The organism is Liquorilactobacillus sicerae (genome assembly GCF_029916425.1).
Lineage (GTDB): Bacteria > Bacillota > Bacilli > Lactobacillales > Lactobacillaceae > Liquorilactobacillus > Liquorilactobacillus sicerae.
In genome coordinates this window covers 14,246-41,117 of sequence record NZ_JAHAVQ010000011.1, presented here as the reverse complement: position 1 = coordinate 41,117, position 26,872 = coordinate 14,246, and the positions used below count along the sequence as shown (strand labels likewise).

Here is a 26,872-nt window from a genome sequence, read left to right as displayed (position 1 = left end):
GATGATTACATTAGTTAAACAGGAGATTTATAAGTTGCTTCATAAAAGAAGTACTTTGATTTTAACAGTGATCCAGTTAGTTATTATGATTGGCACAGCTATCTTGGTCAAAAGCAAATCAGATTTATTTGATCCTGCATCTGCTGTTCTAGATGGATTTGGTGGATTGATGTGGAGTTTGTTTGTTTTGATTGCTGCGGCTGCTTCAATTATTGCCATGGAATTTCAACATGGTACAATTAAAGAGCTATTATACCGACGTTATTATCGAGGACAGATTTTAATTAGTAAATGGTTAACGGTTTTTTTGTACTCGTTATACTATTATATTATGACTTTCGTGATTTCTTTACTTTTAAAAGTTACTTTATTTAATTCAACTTTTAAATTTACGGCAATTTATGCTAACCATATGTCGTATCTGAAGATTATGTTCTTAGGTTTTTTAGGAAGCTTTATGACACTCTGGCTTCTACTGAGCTTGGTATTTCTCTTAGCTAATATTTTCAAGAGCAATGGGGCTGCAATCACGGTCGGAATTGTCGGCTATTTTGCTACTAATTTAATTTCAAGCGTTATGTTCTTACTGATGAGTAAGTGGGAATGGTTGAAATGGAACCCATTCAACATGATGAACTTATCAACACAGTTATTGGAACCGACTGCTAAAACCGTGACCTTGCTTTCAACTCAACAAATGGTCATCGGAAACTTAGTCTATCTAGTAATCTTTTTAGCATTAGGTTATTTTGTCTTTCAGCGACGGAATGTTTAAAAATTGTTAAAATATCATCTCAAAATAAATGATTGATAATTATATTTTATGAAAGGTTTGTAAGGCTGAGGAAAATTTTCCCAGTCTTCTTTTTTAAAGCGACATAATGAAAAGATTAGTTATCGTAATTATTGCAACAATGGCTTTTATTATCCTAGGCGCATTGATCAGTGATCGACAATTACTGATTATTCAGAATGATTTAATTATCAGTAACTTTTTCAGAAATATGGTCAATAGTCAATTGTCGGTTTTTTTTATTATAATTGCTAAGATTTTTAACCCAATCTTGGTAATTATTTATAGTTGGGGATTTTTTTGTATTTTAAGAAAAGATGATTTTTATCCTTTTAAATCTTTTTGCTGGACAGTCATTGGAGGCTATGTTTTCATGGAAATAATCAAGTTGATATTTCAGAGATCACGTCCTGTTGATCCTTTAAAAACAGTCGCTGGTTATAGTTTTCCAAGTGCCCATACTTTTGAAATTACGCTTGCAACGTTAATGATGGTTTACTGGCTGGAGCATAGTCGAGTAAGACTTTACAGACTATTTGAGTTATTAGCAATTCTAATGGTTTTCTTGGTCATTTTATCGCGCCTATATTTACAGGCGCATTATTTCTCCGATATTCTTGGTGGAGTTTTGCTGGCGATTGCTTGGTTTGAGATTAGTTTAATTATTTTTCCGCCTAATTCGCCGCCAAAGGATAATTAAAGCAAACGATTCCAATTGACTTTATCAACAGTGATACCTTGCAAAAAAATAAGATTTAGTAGACAATTAAATTAACTTGTAAATCGGAGGAACTTAATTTGTCTGCAATTCAGAAACTATATGCGATTTTGATTATCATTGCGTTAAGCTTGATGGTGGTTATTTTTTTAGGACTTTCTTGGGGTTTTCCGCTACAAATGGTAATTTTCGGAGATATTGCTTGCTTTGGGTTCGCATTTATTATGACGATCATTTTATTGATTTCAACTTTTACTGATGATCATAAATAATTTATTATTTGGACAGGAGGAAGACTCTCGTGAAAGTTAGTAAATGGATCAAGTTCCTAGGTGCTAATGATTCATTGTATACTTTATTGCTGATGGCAATGGCAGGAATTGTCATCTGGATTTTTTACAAAGTAAAATTTATTTTTGATCCAATAATGGTAATTTTAAGTGATTTGCTTCCTCCGTTAATCTTGGGAATTGTCTTATATTATTTATTAAATCCATTGGTCGATCGATTGGGAAAACACTTAACACGTAAATGGACTGTAACAGTTATTTATTGTGTGCTATTAGGCGTATTGGCTCTATTAGGAGTTGAAATTGTCCTCATGGTTCAAAACCAGATGGAAGATCTTTTACGACAGTTTCCCAAAATGATTAGTGAGTTTCAAAAGAAAGGAGAAGCTTTTATATCAAGCCTGCCTTTCTCAAAAGAAATCAGCCAATCGATTGATTCAATTGACATTTCCGGCTCAAAGATCAATAGCTACATTGAACAATATTTGCAACAAGGAATTAATAGCTTTAGCAGCTTCTTTTCAACGATTTCGACAATTTTGATTACGGTTTTTACCGGTCCAATTATTGCATTTTTCCTATTAAAGGATAAGGAACATTTTTTTAAATATATTAAAAGTCTGATGCCCCCAATTTTCCGTGATGATTTTCAAGAGATTGGTAAAATAGCTGATCAACAAATTGGTGGTTATTTAAAGGGGCAAATTGTTGCCTCTTTGATTTTAGGTATTATGTATTTTCCAACGTTTTTATTGATTGGTTTAAATTATTCTGGCATTGTCGCTTTAGCAGCTGGTATTTTTAGCATTATCCCTTATGTAGGTTCATTTATTGCATTTTTACCAGGAATTATTATTGCATTTCAGATGTCGACTTGGATGGCTATTAAATTTGCTATTGCTTGGTTTGTGGTTCAATTTTTACATGGTCAGTTTATTGTTCCACGTGTCATGGGCGATAATCTTCAGCTTCACCCGGTAACTGTTTTGTTGGTTTTGTTAGTAATGGGTGATCTTTTAGGGATCGTTGGAGTGATTTTCGGCATCCCATTTTATTGTTTGTTAAAAGTGATGGTGATTTATTTGTTTCGGCGTTTTAAGCGACGCTATAATCGATTTTTTGGGGAAAGTGGTTATTATGAAGAAACAGATTTTAGTAAGGATAAATATTTGAAAAAGTGATTTTTAAGTTGGAAAGAAGGGTAGATTAGTTGAAGAACCAGGGGAAATTAGTTATTGATCAAGAAAAATTAAAGGAACTCAACTTAAAAGATGGGACACAATTAAAAATCGATTTTAGCCCTAATCATCCAACCAATTTAGCAGTTATTCGAAAATACTTTTTTACTGATAGTTCAACTTGGCGGTGGTTTTTATTACCTTCATTAATCATGTCTTTGGTGTTTTGTAGCTATTTTTATAGTAGGCATGAATACCTAATCGCTTTGTCAGGAATTGACTCAATCGCAAGTTGGACGATCATCGCTGGAACAAGCTGTGGTTCTTTGCTATTTTGTATACTTTATTTGAAGAATCACCAGCAAATTCAACAATGGTTAGGAAAAAAGCTTTATTGGCGGAGTTTGTTAACCATTAACATTTCATTTGCAGTTATTTTGGGACTGGCCTTATTGGCTTTTTTTTGGTTATTAGGAATGATTTTTAAGGGTACTTCCTTTGACCTTTGGACAGCTTCATTTATTTTTCTTTTATTTAATATTGTAACGAACTTTGCCATGTTTTATGCAGTTGAGACGCTTTCCCCGGATTCAATTTTTAAGTTATTGATTACGGTAATTATTAGTGGTGCTTTGGTTTCAATGGTCACTAATAGTAATAAGCGCTGGTGGTTATATAATATAAGTTATTTGGGAACGAATTATGCTAGTAACAGTTGGCAATTTAATTTGACCTTAATTGTTTCAAGTTTATTGTTTTTGGCCCTGACGGATTTCTTATTTTCCTCTTTAAAAGAAAAGTACCCTCATGACTATCGTCTATTGGCTTTGCGGATCCTCTTGATATTATTTGCTATCAGTTTGGGGGGGGTCGGAGTTTTTGCTAATGATGCTGGCCTATTGCATCGACTACATACAGATGCAGCTACTCTAATGATTCGAGTGTTGATTATTATTGTTCTCTCAGTTAACTTTCTATTGCCTGAAAGTCCCAAGCGTTTTCGTCAACTTTCCTACATAACTGCTGGAATATTAGTTATTAGTACTATCCTCTTTCAAGTAGTCGGTTATTTATCGCTAACAGCTTACGAACTGATTGATTTTATTTTAGTTTTTGGCTGGCTGATTCTATTGCTACAGCAGCTGCAACAATTAACTGGGACAACTAATGATAATTCATTGCAAGTTAGAGTATTTAGTCACAAAAGCTAAATTTGGGCAGCCAAATGTGCATAGTGTTTGTATAACAGGGCAAATTTAGAACGATAATCTTTTTTCCAGGGTTTGTCACGACCACAAAAATGCAAAAAAACGGTATGTTTAATTACCCAGTCGAGATCCCAAACTCCTGAACTGATCATTTCATAAATCAGTGATTTTCTGGCATCATAATTATAAACTTGATCAGGAAGTGAATAAATTTCACTCGCATATAAAGAATTTAAAATGTCTTGATCTGGCAATAACAAAGCCGCACTATTCTTTTCAACAAATTTTTCTAGTTCATTAGATTTGATTTCTTGGCGGGCTTTAGGAACATTGATCAGTAATACCCCTGAATTGTAATATTCCTCTGCTTCATACATCTTCAAACGAACCTTGTTAACAACATTGGTAAAATTGGTTAATTGGGAATGACTCGCAGCAGCATAAAGATAATCATCAATATCAAGCTGAAATAATTTGCTTAGATCATTAATACATAAAATATCGGCATCCAAATAAATTATCTTTTCAATTTCTTTGGGTAAGTAATTTTGAGCTAACAAACGATAGTAGATTGCTTCTGGATAACGCTTTGTTTTTGGTGCATGGTGGAATTTTTCTTTTTTGATCACTAGCCAATTGCACTTGATGTCTAAAAAATTACAAAATTTTTGAATTTCATTTTTATTTTGTTGGTGCATTTTTTTTTGCAAAATGAAAATATGGAATTCTTTATTTGGGGTATTTAATTTAATCGAAAATAGAAGTGTTTTCAGCTGTTTAGCGAATCGATCATCAATTGAAAAAAGTAAATTAATTGTTTCCATGACTACCCCTCAAGTTTTAATTGTTTACTTTAATTTTAGCATAGAATGGATTTCAAAATGATAATTTTTAAATTTAATCTTGCCTAACTTAACCTTTAAACCAACTCATGATTGGTATAGTTAAAGCCAGTGCTCAATATCTTAGCATATACCAATTTGTGAAATAATTTTGTAATAAAGTGTTGACACGCTTATAACAAAGGACTATATTACAATAGAAGTCTAATTAAAACAGAATTTTGATATAGACCAATCATGAAATAACTTTAAAATGGCAATAATTTTGAAAGGTTGGTATTGGCTTTATGTGTGGAATAGTTGGAGTTACTGGCAATCAAAATGCGGTTCAAATTTTATTAACTGGATTGAAACGTTTGGAGTATCGTGGGTACGATTCAGCTGGAATTTATGTTAATGCTCAAGATGGTAAGGAGTATCTAGTCAAAGAAAAGGGACGGATCAGTGATCTTGAAGCTGAAATTACGTCAGATATACATGGATCAACGGGTATTGGTCATACGCGTTGGGCAACTCATGGGGAACCAAGCAAGGCTAATGCTCATCCTCATGTTTCGGCTGATGGAAGATATTACCTTGTTCATAATGGCGTCATTGGCAATTTTGCTCAATTGAAAGCAGAATACTTAAGTGATGTTGAATTCAAGAGTGAAACGGACACCGAGGTTATTGTGCAATTGGTTGCTAAATTTGCTCAGACTGGTTTGACAACTAAAGCAGCTTTTAAAAAAACTTTGAGTTTGATTGATGAAAGTTCTTCATATTCATTCCTGCTGATGGATAATCAAGAACCGGATACTTTGTATGTTGCTAAGAATAAGAGTCCATTATTACTTGGAGTTGCTGATGGTTTTAATGTTGTTTGCAGCGATGCAGTTGCGATGCTTAATTACACACATGATTTTGTTGAGTTGCTAGATGGTGAAATTGTAGTTGTCAAACCGGACAGCATTGCAATTGAAGATGCTGCTGGAAATAAAATTGAACGTCAGCCGTTTCATGTAGCAACTGATGCTTCAGCAGCTGAAAAAGGTGCTTATCCATACTATATGTTAAAAGAAATCGATGAGCAGCCAGCTGTTATGCGTAAATTAATTGAACATTACGTAGCCAAAGATGGTTCAGTTAAAATTAACACAAAGATATTACAAGGCTTGCATCAAGCAGATCGCATTTACATCGTGGCTGCTGGAACTAGTTATCATGCTGGTTTAGTTGGTAAAGAATTGTTTGAGAAAATTACTCAAATTCCGACCGAAGTCCACTTAGCCTCTGAGTTTGGTTACAATCCACCATTGTTATCGAAAAAACCATTCTTCATTTTATTATCGCAAAGTGGTGAAACGGCCGATAGTCGCCAAGTATTGACTCAAATCAATGCACATCGATATCCAAGTTTAACGATTACAAATGTTGAAAATTCTACCCTTTCTCGTGAAGCAACATACACGCTATTACTTTACGCTGGCCCAGAAATTGCTGTAGCATCAACCAAGGCTTATACTGCCCAAATTGCAGTTGAAGCTTTGGTGGCAAAAGCTTTAGGCGAACTTCGGGGCTTTGAAACAGCGCGGAGTTTTGATGTTGCAAAGGAACTAACAATTGTCGCAAATGGAATGCAATCTTTAGTTGATGGCAAAAAAGAAATTGAAAAAATTGCCGCGGAGGTTTTAAAAACAACTCGCAATGCATTTTACATTGGCAGAGCAATTGACTATGATATAGTTCAAGAAGCTGCTTTAAAATTAAAAGAAGTTTCTTATATTCAGACTGAAGGTTTTGCCTCCGGCGAATTAAAACACGGGACGATTGCTTTGATCGAAGAAGGGACGCCAGTTGTTGCTGTAATCACTGATGCCAACACTGCCAAGCATACTCGCAGCAATGCCCAAGAAGTTATTGCTCGGGGAGCAAAGGTTGTCTACATTGCCAGTCATTCTTTAGCTGTCGCTGGTGATCAAATTATTTTACCAGATGTTCATCCATTGTTGACGCCGCTGGTTGCAATTGTCCCTTGTCAATTATTAGCATATTATGCAAGTTTACAGCGAGGTTATGATGTTGACAAACCACGAAACTTAGCTAAAAGTGTAACAGTTGAATAACTTTTTAGAACTGGCTTTTCAACTAAAGCCAGTTCTTTTATTGACTAACTGATTTGTTAAGACTTATTATAAAACGATAAACTAAATTAATAGTTTTGATTGGTTGTTTAAAAATGGAGGGTTAGTAGCTTGACCTTAATTGGTTCCTTAGTCATTATTTTAATTATCACAACGTTTTTTGAGCATTTCTTTGCTCGCAGTGGACTTCCAGGCGTTTTAGGGCAGCTGATTGCGGGTATTTTATTGGGACCAGCGGTTTTAAATTGGTTGCAGCCAAATCAGTTGCTAGCAAATTTTGCTGAAATTGGTGTAATTTTGTTAATGTTTATGGCTGGGATTGAAAGTAATCTTAGTCAGTTACGTAAATATTTGCGGTCAGCATTAGCTGTAGCAGTTAGTGGTGTAATTTTGCCAGTGTTGATTATGGGAGGAACCAGTTTTTTATTTGGTTATCACTTTCAAGAAGCGCTTTTTATTGGGGTAGTTTTTTCAGCGACATCAGTTAGTATTTCTGTGGTTGTTTTGCGTGAGTTCAAGCAGTTAAAAAGTCGAGAAGGAGCAACAATTTTAGGAGCAGCAGTTGCTGATGATATTATTGGCGTTTTATTATTAAGCTTGATGATTTCTTTAATTGGTGCCAGTGAAACTGATGCCAGTCAAGGTACTAGCAGCAGTTTAGCAGCTCAGTTATTATTTCAAGGATTGTTTTTTGTCGGTGTCTACCTCTTGGTTAAATGGGGTGCTCCAGCAATTATGAAATTAAGTCAAAGTCTGCTGGTACCGACTAGCCAGACCCTTGCGGCAGTAATCATTTGTTTATCAATGGCCTTTTTAGCCGAAAAAGTTGGCCTTTCTGGAGCAATTGGTGCCTTTTTTGCTGGGATCGCGGTGGGACAAACACCAGCTAGAAAAGTTGTCGATCAGTATATTGAGCCAGTTGGCAATGCAATGTTTATTCCAGTTTTTTTTGTAAATATTGGCTTGGAACTATCATTTAATAATTTCTTAAGCTCACTTCCCTTTATTTTGATTATGACTTGCTTAGCGATTTTAACCAAATGGTTAGGTGGTGAATTAGGAGCAATGCTGACCGGTTTTGATCATTTCAGTAGCCGAATTGTTGGAACCGGAATGGTCGCGCGTGGTGAAATGGCATTGATTACTGCCCAAATTGGTTTTGAAGCTCATTTGTTGGCAAAACCCTTATACGTTGATTTGATTTTAGTGATTGTTTTGGCAACCTTAATTGCTCCTTTGCTGTTGCGTTGGGCATTACATAAAAAGCATCTGCAAAGAGAGAACTAAATTTAAAAGAAAACTAACAAGTTTTAAAAAAATATAATTTGATCTTTAATAGATATTCAACTTTTGCTGATATAATTTGTTTAATCGTTGAAAGAAAGTTTTCCGTAAAGGAGACAAAAATTATGAAAAAAGGCTTTAACAAGCAAAGTAATATTGTTTCAGCAAAAATAATTGGTTTTAATCGATCGCAAGTGATTTGTAAAACTGAAAATAATGAAATAATCACGGTTGATCAGCTTGAAAATTTTCAGCATGATCGTTATTTTACTAAAATCATGCTGGACTTGCTTCAAGCAGGCTTATGGATTCCCATCAATCGCAAGTTAAAAAAATTATTGCGCTACGACTGGTTAGATGAGGGAGCACAATTGATAACAGATTAAAATTTGAGGCTGGGAAAATGATCATTTCCCAGTTTTTTGTAGTCATAGAGAGGAGGTCTGGGATGAGGATTCTAGTAACCGGCGATAGTTTAATAGCTCGTCATGAACAACTTGATCAACCGATGATTAATTATTGTCTCCAACAACAGCTTACGCGGCTTGAAATTGTAAACACAGCCATTTCTGGCAGCAATAGTCAAGATCTTTTGCAAAACTGGAAAACCTTTTTCCCGAATAATGAATTTTCAGCAGTTTTTTTATTAATCGGAACTAATGACTTGGCACTTCATAAGCAAATTCCGCTAAAAAAATTTCAAACAAATTTATTGCAGATTATTAAACGGTTGAAACATATTTATCCGACTGCTAATTTATGTTTAATAACTCCACCGGCAGTTGATGAGTCTAAGCAAAAATGGCGTAATAATCAGTTAATTGCTCAGTACACGGAAATAATGCTGCAAACTGCAACTCAGAATTTAATTAAAAGTATTAATTTACAAGCAGCCATGCTGGCTGGGGGTAGCTTCCCAGCGATAACAAAAGGGATTTTAAATGACGGATTGCATTTTGGATTAGCTGGTTACCAATTACTAGCAAATTTGATTAAACAGCAGCTTTTAACAACTTCATCATCTTTATCAGTAAAAATTACGAGTTATCATCCCCAAACGACTAACGATTTTTCATTATTATTAGCGGCTGATCCAGATTTGAAGCAAATTACACGTTATGTTGCTAATGGAAGCTGTTTTGCTGCAAAAAACCAGCAAAATCAATTAGTTGGCTTGATTATCTTAAGTAAATTGACTAAAAATCAAGCAGAGATTTTAAATTTAACAGTTATACCATCGCAAAGAAGACGAGGAATTGGTCGGCAATTAATTAAGCATGCGATTGGTTGGGCGGCCGAACATCAGCTACAACAATTATTTCTAGGAACTGGTTCAACTAGCTATTCAGCGCTAGCATTATATCAACGATGCGGTTTTCGACTAGATGCCATCCAGACTAACTATTTTATTGAGCATTACCAACAACCAATTTGGGAAAACGGCTGCTGGTTAAAAGATCGACTATGGTTAGTTTATGATTTAAAATAAAAAATTTTAAAAAGTTTTTGCCGTAATAATTCTCAAATATTTTTATTAACGTGTTCTGATAAGAGAAATTAGCTGATTCTTTGAAAAGCTAGCTAAACTATTATAAAATGAAAGCGGAAACATTTTTGCTAAAGGAGCTGAATTCATGAAAAAAATTATTAACGATCCGAAAGATGTCGTAGCTGAAATGGTTGATGGAATGGTAAGAGCCTATCCGCAATATGTTCAACAAGTTCCAGAAACTTTTGCGCTAGTGCGAAGCAATCAGGATTCAATGAAAGGAAAAGTTGGTATAGTTAGTGGTGGTGGTAGTGGTCACGAGCCGACACATGCTGGTTTTGTCGGCCAAGGAATGTTAAGCGCTGCAGTCGCTGGTCAAGTTTTTACTTCGCCGACGCCCGATCAAATTTATGAGGCAATCAAAGTTGTTGATCAAGGAAAAGGCGTCTTCTTAGTAGTCAAGAACTACTCTGGTGATGTGATGAATTTTGATATGGCAAAAGATTTAGCAGAAATGGATGGAATCGAAGTTAAATCAGTAGTTGTTGATGATGATATCGCTGTTGAAAATAGTTTGTATACGCAAGGACGTCGCGGAGTTGCTGGAACCGTTCTGATGCATAAGATTCTTGGAGCAGCTGCTGATCAGGGAGCCTCCTTAGCTGAATTAGCAAAAATTGCACAAGCGGTTTTACCAAAATTAAAAACGATTGCTGTTGCGCTATCGGCGGCAACAGTTCCCGAGGTTGGCAAACCCGGCTTTGAATTAGCAGATGATGAAATCGAATATGGTGTTGGAATTCATAGTGAACCAGGTTACCGGCGTGAAAAAATCAAACCTGCCAAGTCATTGGCAACTGAATTGCTAACCAAGATCGATGATGAATTGAAACTAGATCCAAATAAACAATATGCCTTACTGGTCAATGGAATGGGTGCTACACCATTAATGGAGCAATATATATTTACGCATAATATTTTAGATCTTTTAGCCGAGAAAAATATTAAGCCGTCATTTATTAAAGTTGGCAACTTCATGACGTCCCTTGATATGGCTGGAATTTCACTTACTTTATTAGAACTAGCTGATTCTACTTGGCTAAATGCTTTAAATTATCCGGTTGAGACAATTGCGTGGTAAAGTTAATGTGCCGAGACGTTTAAATCTTTTAGGATGAGGAGAATTGAAATGAAATTAACATTGGAAAAGTATCTAAACTGGATCAATGAGTTTTCACAACAAGTTATTGCCAAAAAGGATTATTTAAGCGATCTAGATTCAAAAATTGGTGATGGCGATCATGGAAATAATTTAGCTCGGGGAGTAACTGCAGTTCAACAAATGCTGACTGCTAAACAACCGCAGGATTTAACAGCTGCTTTGAAATTAACAGCAATGGCGCTGATCAGTAAAGTTGGTGGTGCTGCTGGTCCATTATATGGAACGGCTTTTTTGGAGATGGCTAAAACGAGCAGTCGAACAACTGAGTTGGCTGAATTATTGACATCAGCTACCGCTGGTTTACAAAAACGAGGTCAGGCTAAAGCTGGTGATAAAACGATGGTTGATGTTTGGTTACCAGTAGTTGCGGCGCTCAAAAATGGTGGTTTGACTTCAGCGGTAATTAAAAAGGCTGTTGTCAGTACTAAACCATTAGAAGCCAAACGAGGGCGGGCTTCATATCTCGGTGAACGTTCAATTGGACATCTTGATCCAGGAGCTGTTTCAAGTGGATATTTGTTTGAAGCATTACTAACCGCGGAGGATGAAAAATGAAATATGGAATCTTAATTGTTTCACACGTTCCAGAAATTGCTGTTGGTGTCCCACGACTTTTACGGCAAGTTGCCAAAGATGTCGCGATTACCAGTGCTGGTGGAACCGATGAAAATGAAATCGGTACTAGTTTAGAGAAAATTCAACAAGCAATTGATCAAAATGCTGGAACTGAAATTTTGGCTTTTTATGATTTAGGCAGTGCTCGGATGAATTTAGAAATGGCGGCTGAATTGGCAACCAAAAAACTTCGAATTTATGATGTTGCTTTAATCGAGGGAGCGTATGTTGCAGCTTCATTATTACAAGCCAAGGTGGAGTTACCGACTATTGAAAAGCAGCTGGCTCCATTAAAAATTAAAAATCAAGATTAAAAGAAAATAACTCTTAAGACAACAGGATTATTAACGCCTGTTGTTTTCTTGTCCTTGACAGTTGTCAGTCAATAACGCTAAATTGTAGGTAGAGGTAGAAAAAATGAACAAGAAGAATCTGCGTTATTTTTTTGCAGCAGTTTTGTTGGTGATTGGTTTGGTATTGGTTTTTAATCAACAGCTCACTTCGATGATGGTCAATCAAATGACTAGTCAAGCTTTAAAAAATCCAATTAGAAAAACTCAATCCCAAAAAGGTGAATTTAATTTTAAAAAAATTAAATCTGCTAGTGCTATAGCGGTTGTCAAGGCAAAATTTTTGCAAAGCTCAACTGGTTCGATTGGCAAGATTGCTGTTCCAGCTGTTAAGCTGAAATTGCCGATTTTTTATGGGATTACGAATGACAATCTCTTGCGGGGGGCAGGGACTTTAAAGGCTGATCAAAAAATGGGACAAGGAAATTATGCTTTGGCGGGACATCATATGAATGACCCTAATATTTTATTTTCACCGTTGGCCAAGGCTAAAGTAGGTGAAATGGTTTATTTAACTGATGGGCGAAAAGTTTATCAATATCGCTTGACTCTTAGAAAAACCATTAGCAAATATCAGGTTAACGTGATCAATGACGTTCCAAAGCAAAAACTGCTGACCTTGATCACTTGTGATCCAATCAAGGGAGTCGCTCATACACCTTTGCGGATTTTTTTGCAAGGGAAACTGGTGGCTACTCGAACTGCGACTGCTGCTAACTTGAAAATTTTTGAATAGTCAGTAAATTGATAGTTGTTGAAAGCTGGTTTTTTCGTGGAAGCTGAAATTTATGTTGTAAGTCATAAAAAAATTGTACTGCCTAATAATGATTTGTATTATCCAATTCAAGTGGGATCGAAAAAGGAACGCTTTCCTGGTTTTTTACAAGATGATCAGGGTCAAAATATTGCCAATAAAAATCCACATTATTGTGAATTGACTGCTCAATATTGGGCTTGGAAAAATCGGCAAACCAAAATTCAGGGAATCGTTCATTATCGACGATTTTTCGCTAATCATTTCGGTAGGAATAAAGTAATCAGGTCTCAGCCTTTTGATCAGATCATTACCAATCATTTCATCAATCAATTGTTAGCAAAACATCAAATGATTTTGCCACCAGCTAGTCGTTTTTTTGAACACAATCTTTGGGCGCATTATCGTTTTCAACATCAGTTGATCGGTTTAAGTGCTACAAGGAGAGTTATTCAGCGGGACTTTCCAGCCTATTTGCCAGCTTTTGAGCAGGTTATGTTTCATCAGCGAAAAGCGCATATGTATAATATGCTGATTACTTATCACCAAATTTTTAATAATTATAGTCAGTGGCTTTTTTCAATATTAGAAAAAGTTGAAGAACAAGTTGACATTAGCAATTTTTCAGTTTACGAACAGCGAATTTTTGGATTTTTAAGTGAATTTTTATTAAATATTTGGGTCAAACACAATCAAATTGATTTCGTTGAAGTACCTTTGATTTTAACAGAATCACGCAACTATTTAGCGGAGGCCTGTCAATTTGCTGCCAGAAGATGCAAGTTTTCTGATAATAAATAAAATAAAAGATTGCACATCTTTGAAAGCTCCATAAATGTTAAAAAGTCCTTGCAAAAGTTCCAGGTTCGTTATAGTATATAGTTATTGAAGGATTGTTACCGCTATCATTAGTGGGCAAGACCTGGGCAATATTAAAATAGCAGTCTATGATTGATATTTTGGTTATTGTACAGGTCTTTTTATTTGAATCTGTTGTAGACTGGGGAAGTGATCAATGAAAATTATTAAGGTATTTAACAACAATGTTTTGCTAGCTGATAAAAATGGACATCAATTAATTTTAGTTGGCAAAGGAATCGGTTTCCAGCAAAAATCAGGTATGCTAGTTGATCGTCAAAAAATCGAACAGGTTTTTGCACCGACTGAGAACAAGTGGTTCAATCTTTTCAATGATTTACTGAATGATGTATCGCCTGAATATCTTGAACTAGCTGCACAAATTATTCAATTAGCTGAAAAAAAATTACATGTCAAATTTAATGAGTATTTGCTGATTTCTTTAATGGATCATTTGCACTTTGCAATCATTCGTTGCCGTCAAGGGATTGAGATCCATAATGAAATTTTGTGGGAAGTTAAGCATTATTACCCGGCCGAGTTTCAGCTAGGTCAAGAAGCACTGGGCCTAGTTAAGCAACATTTTAGCGTTCAACTTCCAGAAGATGAAGCTGGATTTATTGCATTAAAGTTTGTTGAAAGTAATTTAGATCATCCCAAGGATTATGATGATACATTAAGGCTAACTAAAATCATTGCTGACATTATTCAAATTGTTCAGTTTCAGTTGCAAGTTATTTTAGATCCTGATTCGATCAGCTATCGGCGATTTTTAGTCCATTTACGTTTTTTAGCAGAAAGGATTACTGACCAAGACAAGCACGCAGATCAAAAAGATGACGATAAATTTCTTTTTGATCATATCAAGCAAAAGTACCCAACTGCTTTTGCGGGTACCCAAAAAGTTGTCGACTTTGTGTTAACTTCACTGCATCGACAATTGTCCTTGAATGAACAAATATATTTAACAATCCATATTCAAAGGATTTTAAATGATTTAACCAAATAATTATTATAATGAGGTTGTAACTATTAAATTAGGCAAAACTCAGTCAAAAGTTTGAATTTCCTAGTGGAGGTGATTTAGCTTTTTGACTGAGTTTTATTTTGCAAAAAAATTTATGAGGTGAGAAAAATGAATTACGAAGATATAGCTGCAAAAATTTTACAAAATGTTGGCGGCAAAGAAAATATTAATACTGCTTGGCATTGTGCAACCCGTTTACGATTCAAACTAGTTAATGAAGATCAAGCTAAAACTGAAGAAATTGAAAACATTCCTGGAGTTATTACAGTAGTTAAGTCAGCTGGGCAATATCAAGTCGTGATTGGAAATTCAGTTGGTAAAGTTTTTGATGCTTTGGCTAATCAAGCTGGTTTGGACAACAAAGAAAGTCAAGCAGCTACAACTGACGCTAAAAAAGACTCGCTAGTTAATCGCTTTATTGCTTTTATTTCGGGAACATTTACTCCTTTTCTCGGAGCAATGGCGGGAGCTGGTATTTTAAAGGGTTTATTAGCTTTATTAGTTGCTTTGGACTGGCTGAAAACAACTAGCGGCACTTACGAAATTTGGTATGCAGCCGGGGACGCGCTGTTTAATTTCTTGCCAATTTTCTTAGCCTTTACCGCTGCCAAACGTTTAAAAGTCAATCAATTTGTTGCTGTTTCCTTAGCAGCTGCCTTAGTCTATCCAACCATGGTAACAGTTGCCACCAAGTCGCAAACCTTGCACTTTCTTGGAATACCGGTAGTGCCAACGACTTATACATCATCGGTTATTCCTATTTTGCTGGCTGTCTGGGTCTTATCATATTTGCAGCCAGTCTTAGATAAAATTTTCCCAGACGCAATTCAAAATATCTTTACACCATTATTTTCTTTGATCATCATGGTTCCTTTGACTTTGATCGTTGTTGGACCGCTTGGTTCGGGAATCAGTAATATGTTAGCTAATGCAGTTAGTGGTGTTTATAATTTTGCACCAGTGATTGCTGGCGTGATCATGGGGGCATTTTGGCAAGTATTCGTTATTTTTGGAGTTCACTGGACTTTTGTACCAGTTATGATGAACAATATTGCTAAAATGGGTTATGATCCCTTGTTGCCAATTTTAGCAGCAGCAGTCCTTTCACAAGCAGGAGCTGCTTTGGGAGTTTTTCTAAAAACCAAAGATGAAAAACAAAAAACATTAGCTGGTTCTGGTGTTGTTACTGGTGTCTTTGGAATCACTGAACCAATTATTTATGGAATTACTTTGAAAATGAAACGGCCATTTGTTTGTGCCGTGATTGCTGGTGGCTTAGGCGGTGCGATTATTGGTGCTTTTAAAGTTAAAGCCAGTTCATTCACGTTGCCAAGTTTATTAGCTTTGCCAACCTATTTAGGGAAAGGTTTCATTGGGGTAATTATTGGAATTAGTGTTGCATTTGTACTGGCTGCAGTTTTGACATATTTTTTTGGCTTTGAAAAAAAAGATCTTCCAACATCTGCTAATGATCAAAACCAAGCTCAAACTGGTGAAATTGTTACGTCACCGGTCGATGGGACAATTATTCCTTTGACCAGTGTTCATGATCAAGTCTTTGCTTCTGAAGCAATGGGCAAAGGAATTGCGATCGTTCCAACTGATGGAATTCTTAAATCACCTATCACCGGAACCATTAGTGCCGTTTATCCAACTGGCCATGCGATTGGATTGATTTCTGATTCTGGAGTTGAGGTTTTACTACACATTGGAATTGATACCGTTAAGTTAAATGGCAAGTATTTCGAAACATTAGTAAAGAAAGAGCAACATGTTAAGGTAAAGCAAAAATTAGTTAAATTTGATCTGGATAAAATCAAACAGGCAGGTTATGATCCAACCATAATGCTGGTAATTACCAATAGTAAGCAGTATCAGATTACCACAACGTCAAAAACTGCTGCAAAAGATAACTGGCTATTACAATTAGAACCAAAAACAAAGTAGGCCTTATTAACTGTTTTAAAAGATAAAGACGAGGAGGATTTTTGATGTATCAAGAAAATTATCCCCAAAGTTTTCCAGCAGGATTTCTTTGGGGTGGAGCAACCGCCGCAAATCAAATTGAAGGAGCTTGGAACTTAGCAGGTAAAGGTTTAACAACTGCTGAAGTTGTTAAAAAGGCAGTTAGTCGAAAAAAAATGTCAATGGATGAAGTTAATCAGGCTACGCTGCAGGAGGCAATTGCTGACCATACAACCACTTCCTATCCTAAAAGACGCGGTATAGACTTTTATCACCATTATGCTGAGGATATTAAATTATTTGCTGAAATGGGTTTTAAAGTTTATCGCTTTTCAATCGCTTGGGCAAGGATCTTGCCGCATGGCGATGATGAGCAACCAAATCAAGCAGGTCTAGCATTTTATGATCGCGTGCTCGATGAACTAGAAAAATATCAAATTCAGCCATTGATTACTCTGTCGCATTATGAAATGCCACTGGATCTGACACTCAAATATAATGGCTGGTCTGATCGTCGTACAATTGCAGCTTTTAACCACTATACCAAAATAGTTTTTAAACATTTTGGGAAACGAGTTAAGTATTGGCTGACTTTTAACGAGATTAATACCGGGACTTGGGGCTTCCATGCTACTGGAGCTCTTGATCAGGACTTGCCAAAACAGCAGCAGTTGCAATTGCGTTATCAGTCTTTGCATCATCAACTCGTAGCAAGTGCCTTAGCGACTAAACAATTACACGAGCTATATCCAGCAGATAAGATTGGCTGTATGCTGGCTAGAATGCAAACCTATCCTGCAAGTCCAAAGCCAAAAGATGTTCGTGCCGCTCAGTTAGCGGATCAAAAAAATTTGTTTTTTACTGATGTTCAGGTTCGCGGTGAATATCCGGCGTTTATGAATCGTTATTTTGCTGAAAATAACTTAATAATCAAAATGGAGGCTAATGATCAAGCAATTTTAGCCACTTATCCGGTTGATTTTGTCAGTTTTAGTTATTATATGACTACGGTTACTGAATCTGATCAAGATGGTACTACAGTCGGTAATATGGCAACTGGTGGTCGAAATCCTTATTTGAAGGAATCAGCCTGGGGATGGCAAATAGACCCAATCGGTTTGCGGATAACTTTAAATGAGATGTGGGATCGTTATCAAAAACCATTATTTGTAGTTGAGAATGGTTTGGGTGCCCAAGATAAGTTAGTTGCTGGTCAGGTCCATGATCATTATCGAATCGATTATTTGCGCCAGCATATTGTTCAGATGAAAGAAGCAATTAAGGATGGTGTCAAGCTGTTGGGATACACCATGTGGGGACCAATTGATCTAATTAGTTTTTCGACTTCTGAAATGTCAAAACGATATGGCTTTATTTACGTTGATCAAGATGATCAAGGAAGAGGAACTTTAAAACGGATTCGTAAGGATTCATTTTACTGGTATCAAAAAGTCATCGCAACTAATGGGGCCGATTTGAGTGATAATCATTAAAAAGTAATAAAGTCGGGGAAATAACATGTTTAAAGTGTTATTTCCCCGATTTTATTAACGGAAAATCAAAATTTATTTTACAACTAAAACATCACAAGCAGAATTTCTAACTACATAACTAGTATGTGATCCGACAACTACTTTTTCAATACTATTCATGCCAGTTTGTCCAATGACGATCAAATCAATTTGATGTTCTTTGGGGTAGGTATCTGATAGCACCTCTTTGACATTGCCAATCAAAACCTCAGCTTTGACTTCAATGCCCTTTTCCTTAGCTGCGTCTTGGTAAGGCTTGATTTTTTCTTTGGCCTGATCAGCAACATCCTGATAGAATTCGGCACCAACACCAAATGAAACATCCATACTGCGATCACGATTGACGACCCATAAAAGGCTAACTTTAGCACTTAAAGCTTTAGCTAAACTGCAACCAACTTCAAATGCTTGTTTGGCTTGTTTTGAACCATCGATCCCAATTAAAATATTCTTATACATAACCAAGACTCCTTTCAAAGTGAACAGTCATTTATTACAATTTAATTATAACATAAATGTTGACATTCCAGCGGTTACACTTCTTTATTATTTTAAAAAATTTTCATTGATAACTTTTGATAACAACCTGCTTGACAAATTTAATTTCAAAGTTTTAATCTAAGGTAAAGATCATAAAAGGAAGGTTATAGAATGAAAATTGCTTTAATTGCTCATGATCGCAAGAAAAAAACCATGATTTTATTGGCAACTGCTTATAAGCAGATTTTAGCTCAAAATGAACTATTTGCTACCGGGACAACTGGAAAAAAAGTTATGGCAGCAACTGGTTTGCAAATCCATTGCTTTAATTCTGGACCTTACGGCGGTGATCAACAGATTGGTGCTTTGGTCTCAGAAGATCAAATGGATTTGATTATTTTTTTGCGAGATCCATTGGAAGCGCAACCACATGAACCAGATATTAATGCTTTGATTAGGTTAGCCGATGTTCATGAAATACCAATTGCTACTAATATCAGTACAGCAGAGGTTTTATTGCGTGGCTTGCAAGCAGGAATGTTTGATTATCGCCGCTGGAGTCGTAAAAATCCAGCAATTTAACAGTACAAGCATTGATTTTAAGTTCCTAAAATATTAGTTTCAACAGCAGCAGTTTGGAAAAGTGAATCATTTTTTTCTGACTGCTGTTTGATTTACTTAATAAAAGCTTTTGAGTTTTGGAGAAATTAAGTGCTAAAATAGATTTTGCAAAATGAAGGGTGGAGAAGTGATGTATTTATTAGCTATGGGATTATTGATTGGGATCGGTGCACCACTGCAGACGGCAATCAATTCGCAGTTGAGAAAAGCAGTTTCATCCTCACTGGCCTCTTCAATGATTTCATTTTCATTTGGGACAATTTTTTTAACTTTGATCTTATTAGTTTTACGCCAAGGTTTATTGATCCCAGCAAATTTTATCAGTGCACAACCATGGTGGATCTGGATAGGCGGATTTTTAGGAGTTATTTATTTAACGGGTAATATTATTTTATTTCCTTATTTAGGAAGTGTCCAAACGGTGATCATGCCAGTAGTTGGGCAATTGATTATGAGCATGTTGATTGATAACTTTGGCTGGTTTGAAACGACTAAACATCCATTGACATTAATTCGACTATTGGGGGTATTTCTAGTTGCCATTGGAGTGATTATGGCAGTTGCTATTAAAAATTGGCTTGATCAGCGTAAAAGTCAGCTTGGTTCGCCAAGTTTAAAATCAACTAGAAAATTACCCTGGCAACTTTTAGGAATTGGCACCGGGATGTTGAGCGCTATGCAAACAGCAATCAATGGTCATTTAGGAGTTATTTTAAATTCAGCACTTAAAGCTGCTTTGATTTCATTTTTAATTGGGACAATCACACTATGGCTAATTGTCTGGTTGAAAGAACACCGTGTCAATTTAAATCAGCAAATAATAATTAATTATCCGTGGTGGATCTGGTTAGGCGGAATTTTAGGAGCTCTGTTTGTTTTGGGCAATGCATATTTAGCACCGATTATTGGTACTGGCTTAACTGTGGTGGTCGTTTTGATTGGTATGATTTCTGGCAGTTTGTTGGTTGACCAATTTGGTTGGTTACGCGCACCCAAAATTCCAGTCGTGCCGGTGCAGTTACTAGGAATCATCATAATGCTTTTGGGTGTCGGATTGATTAAACTGTTTTAATAAGGATAAAAAAGACAGATTGCGAGCCTTCAATCTGTCAAGTAAGGTCGTGATAGCATGCAAATTTTAAAAAAATACGGCTGTTTGATTTTGTTAGTTGTTTTTTTGCGTGAAATCAGTCTACCATTTTTTATGAATTTTTTTAGTACTGGCGGCAGTCATCATGCAGTTCTTTTAAGTCAGCTAGGGCAAAATGGAATGCCAATGCAAGCGGCTTTCAAGCGTTGGGAAATAATTGATGGCAGTTTATTTATTTTTTCAGCTCCATATTTTTTTGAGCGCTTTAAAAATGAATTTAAATTGTCTGGCTGGTTATTCGGTAGCTTAATTGCAGTTTACGGGATTGGTGATTGCTTGATGACTGCTTTTTTCAATTACGGCGCTGATTATTTTGCCAACTGGCATAGTTTTCTACATGCTTTGGGTTCTGGGATTGGGAGTGGCGCTTTGTTAGCAATTAATTTTTGTTTATTAATCCTGGCCAGGCAAAAGAATCAGCCTGTATGGACAAAATTTTTAGCAGTCTGTCTTTTGGGAGGAATCTTAGGTGGATTTTTGTTAGAAACTGATTGGATCACCAGCCAAACTGCGATTAGTGTTTTACAATGCTTGTTTTTAGACATTCTCTATCTACCATCATTTTTGATCACACTTCAAGATTCCAAAAAACTTTTTATTAAAAATTAGATTTGTTCAAGATACTTTTGTTGCAGTAATTTGGTTAATTTGCCTGGGTGTCCATTCCCAATTAATTTTCCATCAATTGAAATGACCGGAATGATTTCTTCAATTGAGTTAGTTAAAAAGCATTCTTCAATTTGATCAAGGTCACTAACTGGGACAGCAATTTCTTTGACCGGCAACTGTTCATGATGAATGATCCGAAGCAGTTGCATTTTAGTGATACCCGGCAAGACCAATGGCCCATCTTGATGAGTATACAAGCAACCGTTGATCACAAACCAAAGATTAGAAGCAGAGGCCTCTGTAAAGTAACCATCTCTGACTAAAAGAGCGTCGTCAAAACCACGTTGAATTGCTTCATCAAGTGATAATAGGTTACCTAACAAACTCAAAGATTTAATGTCACAGTGCAACCAGCGCTGGTCTTTGACTAAACAAGCCGTTTTGCCTTGTCGCTGAAGTGTGACTGGTCGGGAAAATGGCGTAATATTTGCTGTCAAAACGGGTTGTGAATTAACTGGAAAAAGGTGATTTCGTGGAGAAGATATGCCACGAGTTACTTGAAGATAAACCTCTCCATCGCTTAGTTTTTCAATGGCAACTAATTTTACTAATCTTTGGAACAACTCTGAACGAGAGAAAGGGAGATCGAGTCGAATTTTTTTGGCACAGCGTTCCAAGCGGTCGAAGTGCTCGTTATACATGAAGAGTTTACCGTTATAAAGTCTGATTGCCTCGTATAATCCATCACCAAATTGATACCCGCGATCCTCAATATCAATTTTGACTGCTGAGCGTTCAATAATCTGATTATTCCATAAAACATACATGATCATTTCCTCCTCGTATTATATGTTTATAAGTTACACATCTTTTACTAAAGATACTTGTTTTTTGAATACCACATGTTACTCTCTAATTGTCATTGGCTTTGGTCAACTGGTATAGACTTTTTTCTCGGATCGGACAGGTTCACGCTACCGGTATCATTGCTGAAATCGGTCAAATAGAGCGTTTCAGCGCTGAAATTAAACTGAAAACTACGCACAGGTCTAGCCTGGAGTCAGCATCAGTCAGGAAGTTTCAAAGGCTTAGTTAGTGAACGTTTTTCCGGTTTTCAACAAGCATATTCAGTTTTCAAAGAGCTAAAATTCATCTTGACTTATAACCACATGTCTTAAAAGTAAGTTTTAGTTGATTATAACATCCTTAACTGAGCTTAATCTTTCTCAAGCCCTGATGACAATTGTAATCAAAATAAACAAAATGTATAATGAATTTGAGGCATTTACAGGAGGTGAGTTTGAGAATGATGTGGCGCTTTTGTTCCAATTATGGTTTTATGGGCAGTAGTTTTTGGTTAACAATCACTGCTTTATTAGTATTTGTTGTCATTTTCAGCAGTCTAGTTTTTGGTTTGACTAGAAAGACCAGCTCAGCCAAAAAAGTCCTTGATGAAAAGTATGCGAGTGGTGAAATTGATTGGGAAACCTATCAAACACGTTGCCATAATTTGAGAAATTGAAAGTTATTTCTGAGAAAAAACTTTTTTTATTAAGAAAAGGCTTGACTTTTAATTAAAAAAATATTAAATTAAAAGAAATAACTGAGAAGGGAGTCTTCGTAAATGAAAAAGCAGTGGAAATTTAATTATGTAATTGATTTTGCCCTACTACTATGACCGAGGACTCTGACAGATAATGTCGAGTCCTATTTCGCGTTAGTAGAATGGGGCTCGAAAGACAAAACGTCTCATTCTACCTGAATGGGGCGTTTTTATTTTAACAAATTTTAAATCCATAGGGGGAAGAATTTAATATGAGTAAAATGATTCAGTTTTTTGATACAACTTTGCGTGATGGTGAACAGACAATTGGTGTTAATTTTTCAATTGAAGATAAAATTATGTTGGCACAAAAAATTGCTGACTGGGGGGCCGATGTAATTGAAGCTGGCTTTCCAGTTACTTCAGAAAACGATTTTAATGCGGTGCGACGAATTGGACAGGAAGTAACTAACTGCAATGTGATTGGTCTGGCACGCTGTGTTAAAAAAGACATTGATGCGGTAATCAAGGCTTTGGCTGATGCTCCGCATGGTCAGATTCATGTTTTTATTGCCACGAGTCCAATTCATCGCGAGTCAAAATTGCATATGACCCAAGAGCAAGTTATTAAAAAAATTCAGGCATGCGTTAGTTATGCACGGCAACACTTTGAACACGTCGAATTTTCTCCAGAAGATGCGACTCGGACCGAATGGGACTTCTTAGTCAAAGCTGTGCGAACAGCAATTACTGCCGGCGCTGATGTAATTAATATACCTGATACCACCGGCTATACTAATCCGGATGAGTTTGGCGCTTTGTTCGATTACCTGAAAGAAAATATTCCAGAATTTGACCGAGTGACGTTTTCAGTTCATTGTCACAATGATTTGGGAATGGCAACGGCCAATGCTTTAGAGTCGATCCGGCACGGTGCGACACGAATTGAAGGAACGATTAATGGAATCGGCGAAAGAGCTGGCAATACAGCCCTGGAAGAAGTAGCAGCTGCAATGTATGTTCGTCATGATTTTTACCAAGCAAGAAATCATGTTGATTTGAAAAAAACTTATGAGTTGGCTAAATTGGTCAGTCAAAAAGCTAAAATGCCATTGCCCCATAATAAACCAATCACCGGTTCAAATGTTTTTTCACACGAATCAGGTATTCATCAAGATGGCTTTTTGAAGAATCATGCAACTTATGAAATCTTGACACCACAAAGTGTTGGAATCGCCCATTCATCGATTCCGTTAGGTAAATTGTCAGGGTCACATGCAGTCGCCGTTAAATTGTCAGAACTTGGCTATCAAGTAACTAAGGATGACATGAAAAAAATCTTCCCAATTTTCAAACACATTGCGGATAATCAATCAATTGTGGGCGAAGATGACTTGCGAGAGATCATGCAGCAATTTGAAACAATGAAGCAACAAAATTAAGCACTAGCAGCTAAAAAATTGGATCATTAAATTTCAGAACAAAACTGAATTTAATGATCCATTTTTATTTTGTTAAGAACTATTTACTGAGCTGTTTCAGGCCTGGCAAACTAATCATCACTAACAAACTAAGAATGTATAAGGTTGATAAGGATCCCATGGTAACTGTCAAATTAAAATGATCCATTAAAAAGCCGATTGCAACAGATGAAAAACCACCAATTGCTCGACCAACATTCATAATAAGATTGTTAGCTGTTGACCTGATTTGTGCAGGATAAAGTTGACTGATCACTGCGCCATAACCCCCAAACATCCCGTTGGAGAAAAAGCCGATCAAACAACCCGCTAAGATTAGAGTTAGCGAATTTTGGGCTGCTAAAATCACAAACATCGAACTAGCTGAACCAAGCAAAAAGATTGCAAATGAAAGGCGCGGACCATATGTATCCATTAGGTAGCCGAATACCAGCATCCCAATGCTCATCCCAATGATTGTCGCAATCATCCACAATGATGAGCTAGCAATACTCAAGCCTTGCTGTTGTTGAACGATGGAGGGCAACCAATTCATTAAACCAAAATATCCAGCAATTTGGACAATAGTCATTACCATCAGTCCTAGAGTTTGGACAGTCAATTGCCAAGTTTTAAATAATTGACCAAAAGTCGCCGCTTGGTTTTGTTTCTGGGCAATTTGCTTTGCTTGTAAAAACTCTTGGCTTTCAGTCAAATGACGACGAATAAAATAAGTCAATAAAACCGGGATAATTCCAAATAAAAATAAAGCGTTCCAGCCAAATCTTGGAATAATATAAGCCGCCAACAAGGCAGCAATGATTGCCCCGACCTGTCCGCCAATCGCGGCAACTGAGGTCATTCTCCCAACGTGATCGCGATGAAAGTTTTCAGCAATCAAAGCCATACCGACTCCGTACTCTCCGCCTGCCCCAATGCCAGCTAAGAAACGCATCGTATAAATCATAGGCAAGCTATGGGCAAAATACATTAAACCAGTTGCAAACGCAAAAATAAAAATGGTATAGGAAAACGTTTTGACCCGGCCAATACGATCAGCTAACAGTCCAAAAACAGCTCCGCCGGCTAACATTCCCAAATTAGTGATTGAGCTAATCCATCCAGCAGCCGTCCCTGATAAATGCAAAGAAGCAATTATTGAAGCCAATGAAAATGACAAAAACATGATATCCATGTTCTCTAAAGTAAAACCAGAAGCCGTTGAAGCAATAACCCATTTTTGTGAGTTGCTTAATGACTTCTGGTTGGTTAATTTGATTTGTTCCATATTTAAAGACCTCCAAAATTGACGCTCACGGGCGTCATTTATTTTGCTACACTATTAGGTATTATTTCATTAAAGAGTGATAATTACAAGACCAAAAATAATTTTTTGTGAGAGGATTTGTTTTTCAGCGAGTTTTATTGTAGACTGAAAACGCTGATTAATTAAACGGAGTATGTTTTCCCTAAACCTCCACTCAAAAAAACAAAAGGAGCTTTTTTAAGATGCAAAATTCTAATAGTTTTACTTCACGTACACCGCAAGAATTTGGGAATGTTTCCCAGCTTGGCGATAAACAGACCAAGTATCCACAAGATTATGATCCCTCAGTTTTAGAAACCTTCGTTAATAAACATCCTGACCATGATTACCTGGTGTCTTTTGATGCTTACGAATTCACCAGTCTTTGTCCCAAAACAGGCCAGCCTGATTTTGCCAAAGTTTATCTTTCTTATATTCCAACGCAAAAAATGGTTGAAAGCAAAAGCTTGAAATTGTACCTTTTTGGTTTTCGCAATCATGGTGATTTTCATGAGGATTGTATGAATATCATCCTAAAAGACCTTGAACGATTAATGGATCCCAAATATATTGAAGTTTTTGGCTTATTTACTCCACGTGGCGGGATTTCAATTTACCCCTTTGTCAATCGGGTCAATCCTAAATACGAAACGGATGAACTGAAACAGTTAGCATTTCAAAGAAAATTACAATTTCTAAATCAGTTGCCAACGTATAAAAATGCAGTCAGGTAGGTGAAAAGATGAAACAAGTAATTTTACTTTCTGGTGGTTTAGATTCAGCCGTTTGCTTAGCGCAGGCAGTTAAAGATCAAGGTAAAGAAAATATAATCGCGCTGTCATTTGCCTATGGCCAAAAACACCAATTAGAACTGCAAAACGCGCGGCAGGTTGCCCAATTTTATAAAGTTGAACATTTAATTGCTAAAATTGATCCACAAATTTTTTCGGGGTCTTCATCAACTTTGCTGCAGGGAAATGGTCAGATAGCGCAGCTTAGCTATCAAGCAATTATGCAGCAAAATGGTTCTGGAATTGTTGATACCTATGTACCTTTTAGGAATGGCCTAATGATTTCTCAAGCAGCTGCCCTAGCCTATAGTCGTCAATGTTCGACAGTCGTTTACGGGGCTCATGCTGATGATGCAGCTGGCAACGCTTATCCAGATTGTTCACCGAGCTTCTACCATGCTATGAACCAAGCCGTTGTTTTAGGGACTGACAATCAGGTTCAATTAGCAGCACCATTAATTAAACGCAATAAAGCAGGAGTTGTTCAATTCGGCCGGCAACTAAAAGTTCCTTTTGAGTTAACCCGTTCTTGTTATGAAGGACAGCAGTTTTCATGTGGAAAATGTGCAACTTGTCGCGATCGAATCAAAGCTTTTAAAATTAACGGCTTAAAAGATCCCATCAAATATGAAATTAAAATTGATTGGGAACATTAAATTCTTGA

Annotated in this window: 28 protein-coding genes; 24 read left to right on the top strand and 4 right to left on the bottom strand. The window is 36.4% G+C overall.

All coding sequences use genetic code 11. The features are described 5' to 3' along the window. The first annotated feature begins 1 nt into the window (after nucleotide 1). The 5 genes from KH893_RS08095 to KH893_RS08075 all read left to right on the top strand — a co-directional run bounded on the left by KH893_RS08095 (nucleotide 2) and on the right by KH893_RS08075 (nucleotide 4,190). On the top strand, nucleotides 2–775 hold the full coding sequence (locus tag KH893_RS08095) for an ABC transporter permease (protein ID WP_281165649.1): 774 nt from the start codon (nucleotides 2–4) through the stop codon (nucleotides 773–775). Between the two features lie 106 nt (nucleotides 776–881). Next, the gene (locus tag KH893_RS08090) at nucleotides 882–1,493 is read left to right on the top strand and encodes a phosphatase PAP2 family protein (RefSeq protein WP_281165648.1); all 612 of its coding nucleotides are present in this window, start codon (nucleotides 882–884) and stop codon (nucleotides 1,491–1,493) included. A gap of 98 nt (nucleotides 1,494–1,591) precedes the next feature. Beyond that, on the top strand, nucleotides 1,592–1,783 hold the full coding sequence (locus KH893_RS08085; protein WP_281165647.1) for a hypothetical protein: 192 nt from the start codon (nucleotides 1,592–1,594) through the stop codon (nucleotides 1,781–1,783). Between the two features lie 8 nt (nucleotides 1,784–1,791). After that, the gene (locus tag KH893_RS08080) at nucleotides 1,792–2,982 is read left to right on the top strand and encodes an AI-2E family transporter (RefSeq protein WP_282564735.1); all 1,191 of its coding nucleotides are present in this window, start codon (nucleotides 1,792–1,794) and stop codon (nucleotides 2,980–2,982) included. A 29-nt stretch (nucleotides 2,983–3,011) separates the two neighbouring features. Then, a complete protein-coding gene (locus KH893_RS08075) occupies nucleotides 3,012–4,190 on the top strand; it encodes a DUF998 domain-containing protein (protein ID WP_281165645.1) in 1,179 nt (392 codons plus the stop codon). On the opposite strand, the gene KH893_RS08070 is transcribed toward KH893_RS08075, so the two are convergent. Then, complete coding sequence (locus tag KH893_RS08070) at nucleotides 4,187–5,011, bottom strand: glycosyltransferase family 8 protein (RefSeq protein WP_281165644.1); 825 nt, start codon at nucleotides 5,009–5,011, stop codon at nucleotides 4,187–4,189. The two genes, KH893_RS08075 and KH893_RS08070, sit on opposite strands and share 4 nt — an antisense overlap. 305 nt (nucleotides 5,012–5,316) lie before the next feature. Here KH893_RS08070 and glmS point away from each other — a divergent pair, with 305 nt between their 5' ends. The 12 genes from glmS (at nucleotide 5,317) to KH893_RS08010 (ending at nucleotide 18,209) form a co-directional block, all read left to right on the top strand. Continuing rightward, nucleotides 5,317–7,134: a glutamine--fructose-6-phosphate transaminase (isomerizing) gene (gene glmS, locus KH893_RS08065; RefSeq protein ID WP_281165643.1), complete on the top strand. Its 1,818-nt coding sequence runs from the start codon at nucleotides 5,317–5,319 to the stop codon at nucleotides 7,132–7,134. Between the two features lie 129 nt (nucleotides 7,135–7,263). Further along, nucleotides 7,264–8,439: a cation:proton antiporter gene (locus KH893_RS08060; protein WP_281165642.1), complete on the top strand. Its 1,176-nt coding sequence runs from the start codon at nucleotides 7,264–7,266 to the stop codon at nucleotides 8,437–8,439. A gap of 122 nt (nucleotides 8,440–8,561) precedes the next feature. After that, nucleotides 8,562–8,822: a hypothetical protein gene (locus KH893_RS08055; protein WP_281165641.1), complete on the top strand. Its 261-nt coding sequence runs from the start codon at nucleotides 8,562–8,564 to the stop codon at nucleotides 8,820–8,822. Between the two features lie 62 nt (nucleotides 8,823–8,884). Continuing rightward, complete coding sequence (locus KH893_RS08050; RefSeq protein WP_281165640.1) at nucleotides 8,885–9,925, top strand: GNAT family N-acetyltransferase; 1,041 nt, start codon at nucleotides 8,885–8,887, stop codon at nucleotides 9,923–9,925. A gap of 145 nt (nucleotides 9,926–10,070) precedes the next feature. Beyond that, nucleotides 10,071–11,066, top strand: a complete 996-nt coding sequence (gene dhaK, locus KH893_RS08045) for a dihydroxyacetone kinase subunit DhaK (RefSeq protein ID WP_281165639.1) — start codon at nucleotides 10,071–10,073, stop codon at nucleotides 11,064–11,066. 48 nt (nucleotides 11,067–11,114) lie between these two features. Then, nucleotides 11,115–11,702 carry a dihydroxyacetone kinase subunit DhaL gene (dhaL, locus tag KH893_RS08040; RefSeq protein ID WP_281165638.1) on the top strand — a complete coding sequence of 196 codons (588 nt, stop codon included), beginning with the start codon at nucleotides 11,115–11,117 and terminating at the stop codon, nucleotides 11,700–11,702. Further along, entirely contained in the window at nucleotides 11,699–12,076 is a 378-nt protein-coding gene (gene dhaM / locus KH893_RS08035; RefSeq protein ID WP_281165637.1) for a dihydroxyacetone kinase phosphoryl donor subunit DhaM, read from the top strand. The genes dhaL and dhaM overlap by 4 nt, the downstream gene beginning before the upstream one ends. Nucleotides 12,077–12,179: 103 nt before the next feature. Next, a complete protein-coding gene (locus KH893_RS08030; protein ID WP_281165636.1) occupies nucleotides 12,180–12,848 on the top strand; it encodes a class A sortase in 669 nt (222 codons plus the stop codon). 36 nt (nucleotides 12,849–12,884) lie between these two features. Then, a complete protein-coding gene (locus KH893_RS08025; RefSeq protein WP_281165635.1) occupies nucleotides 12,885–13,667 on the top strand; it encodes a DUF4422 domain-containing protein in 783 nt (260 codons plus the stop codon). A gap of 214 nt (nucleotides 13,668–13,881) precedes the next feature. Beyond that, on the top strand, nucleotides 13,882–14,733 hold the full coding sequence (gene licT / locus KH893_RS08020; RefSeq protein ID WP_281165634.1) for a BglG family transcription antiterminator LicT: 852 nt from the start codon (nucleotides 13,882–13,884) through the stop codon (nucleotides 14,731–14,733). Between the two features lie 126 nt (nucleotides 14,734–14,859). Continuing rightward, nucleotides 14,860–16,698: a beta-glucoside-specific PTS transporter subunit IIABC gene (locus KH893_RS08015; RefSeq protein WP_281165633.1), complete on the top strand. Its 1,839-nt coding sequence runs from the start codon at nucleotides 14,860–14,862 to the stop codon at nucleotides 16,696–16,698. 44 nt (nucleotides 16,699–16,742) lie between these two features. Then, nucleotides 16,743–18,209 (top strand): glycoside hydrolase family 1 protein, encoded by a 1,467-nt coding sequence (locus KH893_RS08010; RefSeq protein WP_281165632.1) that lies wholly within the window; start codon nucleotides 16,743–16,745, stop codon nucleotides 18,207–18,209. 72 nt (nucleotides 18,210–18,281) lie between these two features. Here the strand turns inward: KH893_RS08010 and KH893_RS08005 are convergent, their stop codons facing one another. After that, nucleotides 18,282–18,707: a universal stress protein gene (locus KH893_RS08005; protein WP_281165631.1), complete on the bottom strand. Its 426-nt coding sequence runs from the start codon at nucleotides 18,705–18,707 to the stop codon at nucleotides 18,282–18,284. 192 nt (nucleotides 18,708–18,899) lie between these two features. On the opposite strand from KH893_RS08005, the gene KH893_RS08000 reads away from it, so the two are divergent. From KH893_RS08000 to KH893_RS07990, 3 genes are all read left to right on the top strand, one after another. Then, nucleotides 18,900–19,310: a methylglyoxal synthase gene (locus KH893_RS08000; protein ID WP_281165630.1), complete on the top strand. Its 411-nt coding sequence runs from the start codon at nucleotides 18,900–18,902 to the stop codon at nucleotides 19,308–19,310. Between the two features lie 169 nt (nucleotides 19,311–19,479). Next, a complete protein-coding gene (locus tag KH893_RS07995; RefSeq protein WP_281165629.1) occupies nucleotides 19,480–20,421 on the top strand; it encodes a DMT family transporter in 942 nt (313 codons plus the stop codon). Nucleotides 20,422–20,478: 57 nt separating this feature from the next. Further along, nucleotides 20,479–21,108 (top strand): DUF998 domain-containing protein, encoded by a 630-nt coding sequence (locus tag KH893_RS07990; RefSeq protein ID WP_281165628.1) that lies wholly within the window; start codon nucleotides 20,479–20,481, stop codon nucleotides 21,106–21,108. Here KH893_RS07990 and dat read toward each other — a convergent pair. After that, nucleotides 21,105–21,935 carry a D-amino-acid transaminase gene (gene dat / locus KH893_RS07985; RefSeq protein ID WP_281165627.1) on the bottom strand — a complete coding sequence of 277 codons (831 nt, stop codon included), beginning with the start codon at nucleotides 21,933–21,935 and terminating at the stop codon, nucleotides 21,105–21,107. The two genes, KH893_RS07990 and dat, sit on opposite strands and share 4 nt — an antisense overlap. 479 nt (nucleotides 21,936–22,414) lie before the next feature. On the opposite strand from dat, the gene KH893_RS07980 reads away from it, so the two are divergent. Next, a complete protein-coding gene (locus KH893_RS07980) occupies nucleotides 22,415–22,630 on the top strand; it encodes an SHOCT domain-containing protein (protein WP_281165626.1) in 216 nt (71 codons plus the stop codon). 293 nt (nucleotides 22,631–22,923) lie between these two features. Further along, nucleotides 22,924–24,093, top strand: a complete 1,170-nt coding sequence (locus tag KH893_RS07975; protein WP_281165625.1) for a 2-isopropylmalate synthase — start codon at nucleotides 22,924–22,926, stop codon at nucleotides 24,091–24,093. A gap of 79 nt (nucleotides 24,094–24,172) precedes the next feature. On the opposite strand, the gene KH893_RS07970 is transcribed toward KH893_RS07975, so the two are convergent. After that, nucleotides 24,173–25,399, bottom strand: a complete 1,227-nt coding sequence (locus KH893_RS07970) for an MFS transporter (RefSeq protein ID WP_281165624.1) — start codon at nucleotides 25,397–25,399, stop codon at nucleotides 24,173–24,175. 221 nt (nucleotides 25,400–25,620) lie between these two features. Here KH893_RS07970 and queF point away from each other — a divergent pair, with 221 nt between their 5' ends. Both queF and queC read left to right on the top strand, forming a co-directional pair. After that, nucleotides 25,621–26,151, top strand: a complete 531-nt coding sequence (gene queF / locus KH893_RS07965) for a preQ(1) synthase (RefSeq protein WP_281165623.1) — start codon at nucleotides 25,621–25,623, stop codon at nucleotides 26,149–26,151. An 8-nt stretch (nucleotides 26,152–26,159) separates the two neighbouring features. Further along, nucleotides 26,160–26,864: a 7-cyano-7-deazaguanine synthase QueC gene (gene queC, locus KH893_RS07960; protein ID WP_281165622.1), complete on the top strand. Its 705-nt coding sequence runs from the start codon at nucleotides 26,160–26,162 to the stop codon at nucleotides 26,862–26,864. Nucleotides 26,865–26,872 lie beyond the last annotated feature (8 nt).

What these genes read in the sequence shown, in the direction of transcription:
- KH893_RS08095 (WP_281165649.1), top strand. Translation starts at nt 2, where the DNA reads ATGATTACATTAGTTAAACAGGAGATTTATAAGTTGCTTCATAAAAGA.
- KH893_RS08090 (WP_281165648.1), top strand. Translation starts at nt 882, where the DNA reads ATGAAAAGATTAGTTATCGTAATTATTGCAACAATGGCTTTTATTATC.
- KH893_RS08070 (WP_281165644.1), bottom strand. Translation starts at nt 5,011, where the DNA reads ATGGAAACAATTAATTTACTTTTTTCAATTGATGATCGATTCGCTAAA.
- glmS (WP_281165643.1), top strand. Translation starts at nt 5,317, where the DNA reads ATGTGTGGAATAGTTGGAGTTACTGGCAATCAAAATGCGGTTCAAATT.
- KH893_RS08055 (WP_281165641.1), top strand. Translation starts at nt 8,562, where the DNA reads ATGAAAAAAGGCTTTAACAAGCAAAGTAATATTGTTTCAGCAAAAATA.
- KH893_RS08050 (WP_281165640.1), top strand. Translation starts at nt 8,885, where the DNA reads ATGAGGATTCTAGTAACCGGCGATAGTTTAATAGCTCGTCATGAACAA.
- dhaK (WP_281165639.1), top strand. Translation starts at nt 10,071, where the DNA reads ATGAAAAAAATTATTAACGATCCGAAAGATGTCGTAGCTGAAATGGTT.
- dhaL (WP_281165638.1), top strand. Translation starts at nt 11,115, where the DNA reads ATGAAATTAACATTGGAAAAGTATCTAAACTGGATCAATGAGTTTTCA.
- dhaM (WP_281165637.1), top strand. Translation starts at nt 11,699, where the DNA reads ATGAAATATGGAATCTTAATTGTTTCACACGTTCCAGAAATTGCTGTT.
- KH893_RS08030 (WP_281165636.1), top strand. Translation starts at nt 12,180, where the DNA reads ATGAACAAGAAGAATCTGCGTTATTTTTTTGCAGCAGTTTTGTTGGTG.
- licT (WP_281165634.1), top strand. Translation starts at nt 13,882, where the DNA reads ATGAAAATTATTAAGGTATTTAACAACAATGTTTTGCTAGCTGATAAA.
- KH893_RS08015 (WP_281165633.1), top strand. Translation starts at nt 14,860, where the DNA reads ATGAATTACGAAGATATAGCTGCAAAAATTTTACAAAATGTTGGCGGC.
- KH893_RS08010 (WP_281165632.1), top strand. Translation starts at nt 16,743, where the DNA reads ATGTATCAAGAAAATTATCCCCAAAGTTTTCCAGCAGGATTTCTTTGG.
- KH893_RS08005 (WP_281165631.1), bottom strand. Translation starts at nt 18,707, where the DNA reads ATGTATAAGAATATTTTAATTGGGATCGATGGTTCAAAACAAGCCAAA.
- KH893_RS08000 (WP_281165630.1), top strand. Translation starts at nt 18,900, where the DNA reads ATGAAAATTGCTTTAATTGCTCATGATCGCAAGAAAAAAACCATGATT.
- KH893_RS07995 (WP_281165629.1), top strand. Translation starts at nt 19,480, where the DNA reads ATGTATTTATTAGCTATGGGATTATTGATTGGGATCGGTGCACCACTG.
- KH893_RS07990 (WP_281165628.1), top strand. Translation starts at nt 20,479, where the DNA reads ATGCAAATTTTAAAAAAATACGGCTGTTTGATTTTGTTAGTTGTTTTT.
- dat (WP_281165627.1), bottom strand. Translation starts at nt 21,935, where the DNA reads ATGTATGTTTTATGGAATAATCAGATTATTGAACGCTCAGCAGTCAAA.
- KH893_RS07980 (WP_281165626.1), top strand. Translation starts at nt 22,415, where the DNA reads ATGATGTGGCGCTTTTGTTCCAATTATGGTTTTATGGGCAGTAGTTTT.
- KH893_RS07975 (WP_281165625.1), top strand. Translation starts at nt 22,924, where the DNA reads ATGAGTAAAATGATTCAGTTTTTTGATACAACTTTGCGTGATGGTGAA.
- KH893_RS07970 (WP_281165624.1), bottom strand. Translation starts at nt 25,399, where the DNA reads ATGGAACAAATCAAATTAACCAACCAGAAGTCATTAAGCAACTCACAA.
- queF (WP_281165623.1), top strand. Translation starts at nt 25,621, where the DNA reads ATGCAAAATTCTAATAGTTTTACTTCACGTACACCGCAAGAATTTGGG.
- queC (WP_281165622.1), top strand. Translation starts at nt 26,160, where the DNA reads ATGAAACAAGTAATTTTACTTTCTGGTGGTTTAGATTCAGCCGTTTGC.